9 protein-coding genes are annotated in these 11,170 nt (G+C 73.2%); 3 read left to right on the top strand and 6 right to left on the bottom strand.

Features of this window, described 5'->3' with window-relative positions:
- Window positions 1-79: 79 nt before the first annotated feature.
- From V6V89_RS28305 to V6V89_RS28295, 3 genes are all read right to left on the bottom strand, one after another.
- Window positions 80-691 carry a class F sortase gene (locus V6V89_RS28305; RefSeq protein ID WP_442935234.1) on the bottom strand — a complete coding sequence of 204 codons (612 nt, stop codon included), beginning with the start codon at window positions 689-691 and terminating at the stop codon, window positions 80-82.
- Window positions 688-1,152 (bottom strand): hypothetical protein, encoded by a 465-nt coding sequence (locus tag V6V89_RS28300; RefSeq protein WP_334622505.1) that lies wholly within the window; start codon window positions 1,150-1,152, stop codon window positions 688-690. Before V6V89_RS28300 ends, V6V89_RS28305 begins: the two co-directional genes overlap by 4 nt.
- 71 nt (window positions 1,153-1,223) lie before the next feature.
- Entirely contained in the window at window positions 1,224-2,321 is a 1,098-nt protein-coding gene (locus tag V6V89_RS28295; protein WP_334622504.1) for a cellulose binding domain-containing protein, read from the bottom strand.
- Between the two features lie 55 nt (window positions 2,322-2,376).
- On the opposite strand from V6V89_RS28295, the gene V6V89_RS28290 reads away from it, so the two are divergent.
- The 3 genes from V6V89_RS28290 to V6V89_RS28280 all read left to right on the top strand — a co-directional run bounded on the left by V6V89_RS28290 (window position 2,377) and on the right by V6V89_RS28280 (window position 5,040).
- Window positions 2,377-3,066 carry a hypothetical protein gene (locus tag V6V89_RS28290; protein WP_442935233.1) on the top strand — a complete coding sequence of 230 codons (690 nt, stop codon included), beginning with the start codon at window positions 2,377-2,379 and terminating at the stop codon, window positions 3,064-3,066.
- 327 nt (window positions 3,067-3,393) lie between these two features.
- On the top strand, window positions 3,394-4,023 hold the full coding sequence (trmB, locus tag V6V89_RS28285; RefSeq protein WP_334622506.1) for a tRNA (guanosine(46)-N7)-methyltransferase TrmB: 630 nt from the start codon (window positions 3,394-3,396) through the stop codon (window positions 4,021-4,023).
- A gap of 39 nt (window positions 4,024-4,062) precedes the next feature.
- Complete coding sequence (locus V6V89_RS28280; protein ID WP_334622502.1) at window positions 4,063-5,040, top strand: C40 family peptidase; 978 nt, start codon at window positions 4,063-4,065, stop codon at window positions 5,038-5,040.
- Here the strand turns inward: V6V89_RS28280 and V6V89_RS28275 are convergent.
- The 3 genes from V6V89_RS28275 to V6V89_RS28265 are packed head-to-tail and all read right to left on the bottom strand — an operon-like array spanning window position 5,029 to window position 11,157.
- On the bottom strand, window positions 5,029-7,875 hold the full coding sequence (locus V6V89_RS28275) for an AfsR/SARP family transcriptional regulator (RefSeq protein WP_334622500.1): 2,847 nt from the start codon (window positions 7,873-7,875) through the stop codon (window positions 5,029-5,031). The genes V6V89_RS28280 and V6V89_RS28275 overlap by 12 nt on opposite strands.
- A gap of 25 nt (window positions 7,876-7,900) precedes the next feature.
- Window positions 7,901-8,032: a hypothetical protein gene (locus V6V89_RS28270; RefSeq protein WP_334622498.1), complete on the bottom strand. Its 132-nt coding sequence runs from the start codon at window positions 8,030-8,032 to the stop codon at window positions 7,901-7,903.
- On the bottom strand, window positions 8,029-11,157 hold the full coding sequence (locus V6V89_RS28265; RefSeq protein ID WP_334622497.1) for a S8 family serine peptidase: 3,129 nt from the start codon (window positions 11,155-11,157) through the stop codon (window positions 8,029-8,031). Before V6V89_RS28265 ends, V6V89_RS28270 begins: the two co-directional genes overlap by 4 nt.
- Window positions 11,158-11,170: the final 13 nt, after the last annotated feature.

Genomic DNA, 11,170 nt, shown 5'->3' with positions numbered 1-11,170 from the left:
GGCGCGGCAGGCGCGGCGCGGCAGGCGCGGCGGGCCGGGGAGGGCAGGCGCGGCGGGCCGGCGCGGGGCGGGGGTGGCGCTACGGGTCTGTGGTGTCTATCAAGGAGGCGAAGACGATGATGTTGTCGGCGTAGCCGGTGCTGCCGCCGCGCCACTGGCCGCCGCATGTGATCAGGCGGAGGCTGGGGCGCGAGAAGTCGCCGTATACGCGCTGGGTGGGGAGCTTTGCCTTGTCGAAGCGCTCGACGGAGTTCACCTCGAAGATGGCCACGGCGCCGTCGCGGCGGGTCACCTCGACGTGGGCGCCGGCGCGCAGCTTCGGCAGCTTGTAGAAGACCGACGGGCCGTCGCGGGTGTCGGCGTGCCCGACCAGGATCGCCGGCCCGAACTCGCCTGGTGTGGGGCCGTCCTTGAACCAGCCGGCCTCGTTGTGCAGGCGCAGCGACGGCACCGCGATCGAGCCGTCGTCGGCCAGTCCGACGCCGTGTACCGGGGCCTTCACCCCGATCGACGGAATCTCGATTTTTCTGGGGCGGCTCGGTTCCAGTACCGGAAAGTCATGCGGCGGCGGTTTCTTCTCGCCGCCGAGCAGCGCGCCCCAGCCGCTCTCCCATCCCAGCCCCGCGCCCACCGCGAACACGCCGACCAGGGCCAGCGCGATGGCGGCCGGCCCGGTCCAGCGGGTCTTCATGTGCGGCGCCGACGCACCGTGACCAGGCCGAGCGCGGCTGCGGCGGCGAGCGCCGCGAGCCCCGCGGTGAGCAGCAGCGTGCCGGTGCCGCCGCCGGCCATGCCGCCGAACCCGGTGGCCGGGCCGCGGCTCGGCTCGACGGCGGCGAGCACGTTGAGCGTCGCGGTCGTCGAGTCGTCCGCGCAGGTCAGGGTGACGTCGTACTCGCCGGGCTTGGCGGCCTTGGGCACGGTGACCGCCGCGGTGAGCTTTTGGTCCTGCGGTTGCACGGCGACCTCGCCGAACACGTCGGACTTCACGGTCACCGGTTTGGTGTTGTCGGTGCAGGTCGCCTCGATGCCGACCAGGTAGCCGGCTTGCACGGTCGAGGGCGTCAGTTTGAGCGTAGCCGCGGCGGCTCGCGCGGGCGCACCCGTCACGAGCACTGCCACGGCGGCGAGAAGGAGCGCCGCGACCTTCATAGACAGATCTTCCCCGCCTCGCGGCGGGCCCACAAGTCACCCATGTGGACACCCGCCGCGAGGTGCTGCTGTCAGGTCACGGTGCAGGTCGGTGTCGGGGCTGTGTTGGTGCCGGTCCAGGAGGCGAGGAACCCGAAGGTCGTCGTGCCGCCCGCCGGTATCGCGCCGTTGTAGCTGACGTTGGTGACGGTGACGTCGGCGCCGTTCTGGCTCCGGACGCCGTTCCACATCTGGGTCACCTGCTGGCCGTTCGCGAACGTGAACCGCACCGTCCAGCTCCGCGTGGTGCTGGTGCCGCCGTTGCGCACCGTAACCTCACCCTGGAAATTGCCCTGCCACTGACCCGCGATCCGGTACGTCGCGGTGCAGGCACCGGCCGGCGGCGTGGTGACGGGCGGTGTCGTGACGGGCGGTGTGGTCACCGGCGGGGTCGTGGTCGGCGGGGCGCTGCCGAGCGCGGACACGAGGGCCGGGTACCACTTGTCGGACATCTTCTGGTCACCGGCGCTGTTGGGGTGCACGCCGTCGTAGGTGTCGCTGCCGGTGCTGAACCCGGTCCACTGGTCGACGACCGTGATCGGCGACGCCGACGTGGTCTTGCCGGCCGCCCAGCCGGGGATCGCGTTGTTGAGGTTGATCACGCGCTGGGCGCACTCCGAGCAGCTCCGGGCCGAGTCCATCGGGATGATCTTGGCGACCAGGATGCGCATCCCCGCGTTGCTGGCCCGCATCTGGTCGACCAGCTTGCCGTACGCGGCGAGGATCGTGTCGGTGGGGCGGGCGCTCCAGACGTCGTTGGTGCCGAAGTGCATCAGCACGATGTCGGGGCGGGTCGCTGAAAGCCAGCCCACCAGCTGGTTCTGGTCGGCGACTGTGGTGACCAGCGCCCCGCCGTGCCCCTCGTTGTTGCCGTCGTGCGCCTGCGCGCAGCCCTGTGGCGGCAGCGTGCCGACAAAGTCGATGTCGGTGTGTCCGGTGCTCTGCAGGCGGTTCCACAGGAGGGAGCGCCAGCATCCGGGCGAGCCGGTGATCGAGTCACCGAGCGGCATGATGCGGACCGGCGCGGCTGCGGCGCTCGTTTCGACCGACAGCGCCGGCCGCGCGACGGCCAGCGCGAAGGCCACGAGCACGCCGGCGAGCACGGCGGCGAGGAGCGATCGGGTTCTCACGGAACGTATTGAAACATCTAGATCTAGCGAACTCAACCGGTTCAGATGCGTTAGAATGTATGTACGAAAGCAGCTCGCTACAGACAGCAAGGAGAGCGTCGTGATCGCCCGTACTTCCGGTGGATCAGCCCCCTACGCCACGCTCCTCACCTTCACCCGCTATGTCGGTCGCACCGGTCCCGGCAAGGCCACGTTCGTCAGCGGCGCGCGCAAGCAGCGCGAGTCCGGTTCCGGGTTCAACCCACACGGTTCACTGATCAAAGCGCTCAAGGCAGACATCCAGTTCCGTTCCGGCGGCGCCCACGTCACGGCGGCCGTCGACGTCGTCCGGCCCAGGTGGCGGCCGCTGTACGAGGCCCTGGTGCCCGGCACGCTCACCTACCTGCGCTCCCTCGGCGACCCCGCCGGCGTCGGCCTCGCGCAGACCCGTGACGCGCTCGGCGTACTTGGCGGCCTTTCCGTCAAGGTCAACCCGCACCTCGGCCTGCGATACGACGACGGTCGCGCCGAGGCGGTCCGGCTGTACTTCGACCCCGAGCCGCCCACAGGGGAGGCTCTCGTGGCGACCCTGCACCTGATGTCCCGCCACATGGAGCAGGTCCTGCCGCACGCCGAGCCAGTGCTGGTCGACGTGCGCCGGGGCGCGGTGCACCGGCCCGACCCGGCCACCAAGCCGGCCGACGTCGAGCGCTGGCTCACCGGCGAGGCCGCCGCCTTCTCCGCGATGTGGGGCGCCGCCGCCTAGGCCCGTCCTGTCGATCATGTCGAGCCGGGCAGGGCCTACCCCGTATCCTGGGCAGATCATGACGGTTACGCTCCCTCACCTCCGGTCGCGATGGCCACGCGCCTCTAAGCCGCCCTGTAGCCGCCAGTCGCTCCGGTCGCTGCAATCCTGGCCCGAAAGCCACCCCGTAGCCGCCAGTCGCTCCGGTCGCTTCGCTCCCTCCACTTGGTGGCGGCTGCGGGCGGCGCGCCCTCACAGCTGCCTACGCTTGGCGGCGGCTGCGGGCGGCGGCGCGTGACCATCGCTCACCCTGCCCGGGTACGCACGTTTCATCCGCGCCGCGGGCGGATGACCGGCCGCCATTTCGACGCTCTTGAGCGGCTCTGGCCGCTGTACGGCGTGCCCATTCCGGGCGCGCCGATCGATCCGGCCGCTCTCTACGGGCGGCGCGCGCCGCTAGTACTGGAGATCGGCTCCGGCATGGGCGAGGCCACACTGGCCATGGCCGGAGCCGATCCCGGGCGCGACTATCTCGCCGTCGAGGTGCACACGCCGGGCGTCGCCAACCTGCTCGCCATGATCGAGCAGCACGGGCTGACCAACGTGCGGGTCGGCTTCGGCGACGCGCTCGAACTGGTCCGGCACATGCTGCCGCCGGCCAGCGTCGACGCGGTCCACGCCTTCTTCCCGGACCCGTGGCCGAAGGCGCGGCACCACAAGCGCCGCCTGATCCAGCCGGAGCACGTGGCGCTGCTGCGATCGCGCCTCGCTCCCGGCGGGGTCTTCCGGTGCGCCACCGACTGGACCGAGTACGCCGAGGCGATGCTGGAGACGCTCGTGGCCGACCCTGAGCTGGTCAACGAGCACGGCGGGTACGCGCCGCGCCCGGCCGAACGGCCGGTCACCAAGTTCGAGCAGCGCGCCCTCGACGCCGGCCGCGAGATCCGCGACCTGTCCTTCCGTCGTGACAGGCGTTGATGTATTCGTCGTGTATCTCGGGCGCGCAACCTTAGGCACATGCTGGACACCACGCCACGCCTCGGCATCAACGGGCACGCCGCGCTCACCGAGGTACACGCCGACGTCCGCGCGGTAGCGGTCGCCGGTGCCAACCTCTGGACGTCTCCGGAAGCCGTGCGCGCCCTCGACGCGGCAGCCGTCTCCGCCAAGCCCGACCTGCGCCGCTGGACCGGGGCGCACGACGTGGAGGAGCGCCGGGGACTGTGGGGCCGGGTCACCAGCCAACTGCTGCTCGGCGAGCCGGTGACGGTACACGAGGAAGTCGACGGGTGGGTAAGGGTGACCGCGCCGTGGCAGCCTTCCGCCCACGACCCTCGCGGATATCCGGGCTGGCTGCCCGCAGGGCAGCTCGCGCCTTCCAAGAACGCGCCGTCCAAGAGCCTCGCCGCCCCCGTGAGGACGGCCGTGGTGACGGCCGCGACCACCGCGCTGCGCGACGCGCCCGCCGGGCGCGTCATCGTGGCGGACGTCAGCTTCGGCACCGTGCTGCCGCTACGCGACGAGACCCCCGGCTGGCGGCACGTCGCGTTGCCGGACGGCCGCACGGGCTGGCTGTCGGTGGCGCACACCCGCGCCCGCCCCGCGATCGTCGAGCCGCCGACCGCGACCCAGGTGATCGTGGCGGCCCGCCAGCTGCTCGGCACGCCTTACTTCGTGGGTGGCACGAGCGGCCTCGCGGTGGACTGCTCGGGGCTCGTGCACCTGGTCTACCGGCGGTTCGGCGTGACCGTGCCGCGCGACGCCGATGAGCAGTACGCGCTGGGCGAGCCGATCGACCCGTCCAACGCCGAGGCCGGTGACCTGCTGTTCTTCGCCCCGCCCGGCGCGGCACGCTTCGACCATGTGGCGCTCTGCCTCGGCGGTGACCAGATCCTGCACGCCTCGCAGGCGGGTTGGCAGGTGCTGGAGGAGCCACTCCCGACCGCACGCAAGAGCCACCTGATGGGCGTCCGGCGGTTCGTCTCACCCCGGTGAGGAGGCCCGCAGAGCGCGCAAGCGAGCCGCCACCGCCGCCTCCTGGGCCGGTACGGCCAGGTCACGCCAGGTGGAGAGGGCCCGCGTCAGGTACTCCTTGGCGCGGTTGGTGCGGCCAGCCGCGCCGTGCCACTCGCCGAGCAGCGCGGCGATGGTCGCCTCCGCCCGCCGGTCGCCGAGCCGTTTCTGCACGCTGAGCGAGTCGGCCAGGAACTCCCCCGCCCGCCGCGGGTCGCCGAACCGCAGGTGCAGCTCACCGATGCTCTGCCGTACGTAGGCGGCGCACGCGTCGTCACCCAGCTCCTCCAGCAGCCCCAGGGCGCGGTGCAGCTCCTCGCGGGCCCGGTCGGGCCGGCCGCGCCCCTGGCGCAGGGTGGCGAGCCGGTGCAGGGCCAGCGCCTGCCTGTGGCGGTCGCCCAGCTCGACGGCCAGCTCGTACGCGGCGGTCAGCCAGCGTTGAGCCGGCCTGTACTGCCGCAGCCCCAGGTGCGCCAGCCCCATCGAGCCGTACACGACCGCCTGGCTGTGCCTGTCGCCGAGCCGCTCGAATGCTTCCAGTGCCCGGCGGTACAGGTGCAGGGCCCGGTGGTGCCGCCCGGCGATGCGGTGCACGGTGCCCTGCCCGGCGAGCGCGATCGCCTCGCCGCTCGAGTCGCCGGTCGCGCCGAAAAGCTCCCGCGCCGCCGTGAACGCCGCCGCGGCCTCCTCGTACCGGTCGTGGTAGAGGTGCAGCTGGCCGATGTCGCGCAGCAGGATCGCCTCGCCGTGCCGGTCGCCGGCCCGCCGCGCGCTGGCCAGCCCGGTCTGGTGGACGCGCCACCAGGTGTCCCGCCGCCCCCGCAGGTCGAAGTACGGCGCGAGAGCGGCCGCGATCCGCCACGCATGCCCGTCGAACCCGTTCGCGTGCGCCAGCTCGACGGCGGCCACGAGCGCGGGCAGTTCGGCCCCGAACCACGCCATCGGGTCGACGACGAAAGGCGCCTCCAACACCTCGGCGGAGACGCCGAAATAGTGCACCGGCATGCGCTCGCGTGCGGAGGAAGCCAGCGCGAGCCAACCGTCCAGCACCCGTCGCACCGCCGCCTGCCGGGAAACGACCGTGTCGCCTTCGGCACGCTCGACGCCGTAGCAGCGCAGCAGGTCGTGCAGCCGGTACCGGGCCTGGCCGGCGCCGTCCATGCCGACGAGCTGGAGCAGGTTCGCGTCGACGAGCAGATCCACGACGTCTTCGGTGGCTGGCGCGTCGATCAGCGCACTCACCACCCACGCCGGCACCGGCCCGGGGCCGAGCGTCCCCAGCAGCCGGAACGCCCGCGCCGCCACCGGCGGGAGCAGCCGGTAGCTCAGCTCGACGCTGGCGCGTACCGCGAGGTCGCCGGCGCGCAGCTCGTCGAGGCGGTGCCGTTCCAGCTTCAGGCGGTCGGCCAGGACGGCCAGAGACCACCCCGGTCGCTGGGCCAGCTTGGCGCCGGCGATCCGCACGGCGAGCGGCAGGTGGCCGCAGGCGCGCAGGATGTCGCGGGCGCTCTCGGGCTGCTCCACGACCCGCCGCCGCCCGGCCACGCGGCTGAACAGCTCCTGCGCCTCCTGGTCGGTCAGCACGTCGACGTTGACTCCGAGGGCGTCGCACAGGTCGGGCAGGCGCATCCGGCTGGTGGCGAGCACGGCGCACGCCCCGACGCCGGGCAGCAGCGGGCGCACCTGCCCGGCGTGCGCCACGTCGTCGAGTACGAGCAGCATCCGCTGGGTGGACAGGCGGGACCGCAGCAGCGCCGCCCGGGCCGGCACTCCGGCTGGCAGCGCCGGCTCGGCGACGCCCAGCGCCCGTAGGAGCTCCGCGAGCACCTCACCGGGATCGCGGGGCGCCTCGCCGGTCCCCCGCATGTCCACGTACAGCTGCCCATCCGGGAACGCCGCCCGCACCGCGTGCCCGACGTGCACCGCGAGCGCCGACTTGCCGACGCCGGGCGCGCCGGAGATCGCGACCACCGCCGGGCGGCGGCCGGTCAGGTGCGCCACGATCTGGTCGACCAGCGGCCCCCGCCCGGTGAAGTCGGGCGGGTCGAGCGGGAGCTGGCAGATCGGGCCGGGCGCCTGCGGCGCCGCCCGCAACACCAGATCAAAGGCGGCGCGCAGTTGCGGTCCGGGCCCGACACCCAGCTCGTCGGCGAGGACCTGCCGGGCATCCGCGTACGCCCGAAGCGCCTCCGCCGTGCGCCCGCTCGCGTGCAGCGCGAGTACCAGCCGGCGCCAGAAACCCTCGTGCAGCGGGTCGGTGGCCAGCAGCCCGCGCAGTTCGGCGGCGGCCACCTCGTGCTGCCCGAGCCCGATCCGGATCTCCATCGCCAGCTCGACCAGCGCCGTCTTGAGCGCGGTCAGGCGGCTCTCCACCGCCTCCCACGCGGGGCTGGCCGGCAGGTCTTCCAGCAGCCGCCCGCGCCAGAGCCCGATCGCGTCTTCCAGCAGCCGCAGCGCTCCCGCCGCGTCACCGGCTGCCCACGCCATCCGGGCCTGCTCGGCGCGCGCCTCGAACAGGGTCAGGTCAAGGGCCGCCGGCTCGACCGCGACCGCGTACCCGTGCGGCTTTGTGATGATCGCGTCGTCGGACAGCCGCCCGCGGAGGCCGCGGACGTACGTGCGGAGGTTCGCCACCGCCGACGGCGGTGGCGCGTCTGGCCACAGGACGTCGACCAGTACGTCCGTGGAGACCACCCGGCCCGGCTGGAGCAGCAGGGTGCCCAGCAGGATCCGGGGCATCCGCCCGCCGAGAGGCACGGTGCTCCCGTCCGCTCCCACCTCGAGCGGACCGAGGACGCGGTACGAATGCGTATGCACCGGGGCCGATCGTACGGATAGGGGGTTACCAGATCCAGAGCTCGGGGCGACCGCGCTCCGACCGTTTGCTGACGTCCACGAGCACCGCCTCGGCGCGGCGAGCGGCGGTCTCCCTATCCTTCTCGTCGGGCGGTGGCTCGCCGCAGATCGGGCTCATCGGGTCACCTTCCAGGCACGGGTAATGGTCTGGTCGATCCGGTTGCCGGCACCGTCGGTGGCGATGACCCGGATCGTCGCGAACTTCGCGCCGGGCGGGGCCGCCGGCACCGTCGCGGTCACGCTCCGCCCGCCGGTGGTCGGCACCGCGCGCCAGTGCGCGCCGTCGTCGTAGGAAACCCGGACGTCCGCCGCGATGCGGCCGCCGCGCTGATAGCCGGGCTGGTAGCCCAGTTCCAGCTTCATCGCGTACGGCCGACGGGCGCCCACGGTGTTCGATAGGTCGGTGCGGATGTCATACCCGATCTGGAGCAGCGGCAGCACGGCGACGCTGTCCCCGCGCGGCCGCCCGGACCGGAACGTCCACGTCGTCGTCGTCGCCGTCGAGGTGGTCCACCACTCGCGATCGTCGGTGAACCGGTCCCGGGCCACGTCCAGCGTCAACCGGTACGTGGCCTCGCGCCCCGGCACCGTGAACTGCGTGTACGGCAGCGTGGTGTCGCCGACCACGGTGTTGCCCCGGCGCAGGGTCAGCCGGCCCCGGTCCGAGCGGTAGTCCAGCCAGCCGTACTGCCCGACGCCGCCGTCCGCGTACTGCGGCACCGCGACCCGGATCGCGTTGTGCGCCCGGTTGACCGGTGCCCCGTACGCGTAGTCCGCCCCGGTGTCGGGCAGCGCGGGCCGCACCAGCGCCCCGAACCACACCTCGCGCGCCCGCTCGCCGGCCTTGTACGCGCGACTGAGCTGGTGCATGCCGCCCTTGCGCCCGAGCCCGAAGTCGAGCTCCTGCACCACCTCGTGCCGCCACGTCACGCCCCGGGTGCTGACGTAGTCGGTGCGCACACCGGCCCGGTCGACCGACCGGCCGAAGCCGAGCGCCACATCCACCCCGTCGGCGAACCCGCCCCGGGTGTCGCGCGCCCGCAACTCCACGCCGTGCCCGTGGAACTCGCTCTCCACTGTGGCCAGTTCGGTGGCGGCCTGCCGCGGCTTGGCCGGCACCCGCCCGGTCTCCACGAAAAGCAGGTCGTACCGGTAATCCGTCCCGGCGAGGTCCCAGCGGGTCAGGAAGCGGAACGTGCCCACGGCGGCCTGGCCCGAGGCGGTGGCGTAGACGGCCGTCTCCGGGTTGAACGAGTTGCCTTCCAGCAGCGACCGGTTGGCGGTGACGCGCTGCCAGACGACGCCCAGACCGGCCACGGCGGCCGGTCGCGGCGTGTCCACGCGCAACCGGGTGGCGGTGCGGCCGTCGTAGCGCAGCTTCCGGTCGCCGGCGACGGTCAGCTCCGGCTCCGAGACCGCGGTGGCCTCCCGGATCTCACCCGTCCCGTCGATGCCGAAGAGCAGCCCCGTCAAGGCGTACCGGCCTTCGGGCACCTCCACCGTGGTCGTGGCGTTCCCGCCGAAGTGGGCGTAGTGGCGGGCGCCGCTGTCCAGGTTCCAGAGCATGACGTTGCTCCAGCTGTCCGGCGCGCTCCCGTCGTGGTTGACGCCCTCGACGGTCAGCGTGCGCACCGGGGCGGTCTTCGTCACGCCCACCGGGGTGCGGACCTGCTGGCCGCCGCCGCGGGCGGTGAGCAATCCCGCGTACGTGCCGGCCGGGGTCCCGGCGCCGACGCGTACCGTTGCAGTGATCGTCTCCCCCGCCGGCACCGTCAGGCGGCTCGGCGAGACGCGGAGCGTGGCTGGCGTGGGGGTGGCGCCGGTGCTTGCCGCGGTCGCGGAGAGCGTGAGCGTCACCGGCTTCTTGCCGGTGTTTCGGTACGTGACCTCTGCCGACCCTTGGTCGACGGTGAGCGCGGCTGGCTCGGCGACCACCTGCTGCGTCATGGCGGCCGCCACGTCGACCCGTCCGCTGCCGACCGCCCACAGCGGCCCCTTCACCGGCGCCGCGCTCGCCACGAGCGCCGCCTTGAGTTGCCCGGCTTTCCAGTCGGGGTGCCGCTGGGCCAGCAGCGCAGCGGCGCCCGCCACGTGCGGGGTGGCCATCGAGGTGCCCGACATCGCGGTCAGTGACCCGCTCACCACCTCGCCGAGGCCCGTGCCGGCGGCCCGCGCGGCGACGATGCCCACGCCCGGTGCGGTGATCTCTGGCTTGACCGCGCCGTCGCCGAGTCGCGGGCCGCGCCCGGAGAACGGCGCCAGCCCGTCCTCTTTGGACACCGCGCCGACGGTCAGCGCCGAGGTGGCGGTGCCGGGCGTGGTGACGGTCTGCATGCCGGGGCCGGAGTTACCGGCGGCCACCACGAAGAGCGCGCCTGAGCTGGCGGTTAGCGCGTCGACCGCTTCGGTGACCGGGTCCGGTCCTTCGAACGCCTCGGCGCCCAGACTGACGTTGACGATCCGGGCGCCCTGACTGACCGCCCACTCCATGCCGGCGATGACCCACGACAGGTCGCCGGCGCCTGTCCCGTCGAGCACCTTGCCGACCAGGAGATCGGCGCCGGGCGCGACGCCTTTCCTGGCGCCCCGGCCGGCCACGGTCGCCGCCACGTGCGTGCCGTGGCCGAAGCGGTCGACGGTGTCCGTCTCGTCGGTGAAGTTCGCCGCGGTGCTCACCCGGCCCGTAAGCGCGGGGTGCGTGGGGTCGTACCCGCTGTCGAGCACCGCCACCTTGACGCCCCGCCCGTCGTATCCGGACCGCCACGCCGTGGGTGCGCCGATCCGCGGGACGCTGTCGTCGAGCGTCGCCCGCACGCGGCGGTTCAGCCACATCTTGCGCACCTGGCCGGCGGTGAGTGCCCCCCAGGACTGGCGCGCCTGGTCCTTGTCCTGGTCCAGGGCGAGCGCGCCGATGCTGCGCAGCTCGCGACCCCGCGTGGCACCCAGGGTGGCGGCCCCGGGCCCGGTCACCAGCAGCGGCAGCGTCTGGCTGGCCCCGTCGTGGTACCCGGCGGCCGCCAGGTCGGTCAGGTTGAACAGCGCCTCGTCCACCTGACCGGAGCGCACGTACGGCACCGCGGCGTGTGGCACCGCGTACACATCGCCGTTTCGCTGGGAGATCTGGAAGCCGCGACCCTCGTCGACCGTGGCGACCTGCCGCCCGTCGGCCAGTGTGGACAGTCGCACGACGTCGCCCGTGACGAGGGTGAGGTCGTGCGCTTGGCGGACGGTCGCGGGGGCCAAAGATGGCGCTACT

Origin of the sequence: Micromonospora sp. CPCC 206061 (assembly GCF_036906915.1) — a bacterium.
GTDB lineage: Bacteria > Actinomycetota > Actinomycetes > Mycobacteriales > Micromonosporaceae > Phytohabitans.
This window is presented reverse-complemented; position numbering and strand designations above follow the sequence as displayed.

Coding starts and splice junctions, on each gene's coding strand:
- trmB (WP_334622506.1), top strand. CDS start 3,394: ATGACCGGCCGCCATTTCGACGCTCTTGAGCGGCTCTGGCCGCTGTAC.
- V6V89_RS28270 (WP_334622498.1), bottom strand. CDS start 8,032: ATGAGCCCGATCTGCGGCGAGCCACCGCCCGACGAGAAGGATAGGGAG.
- V6V89_RS28300 (WP_334622505.1), bottom strand. CDS start 1,152: ATGAAGGTCGCGGCGCTCCTTCTCGCCGCCGTGGCAGTGCTCGTGACG.
- V6V89_RS28290 (WP_442935233.1), top strand. CDS start 2,377: ATGTATGTACGAAAGCAGCTCGCTACAGACAGCAAGGAGAGCGTCGTG.
- V6V89_RS28305 (WP_442935234.1), bottom strand. CDS start 691: ATGAAGACCCGCTGGACCGGGCCGGCCGCCATCGCGCTGGCCCTGGTC.
- V6V89_RS28280 (WP_334622502.1), top strand. CDS start 4,063: ATGCTGGACACCACGCCACGCCTCGGCATCAACGGGCACGCCGCGCTC.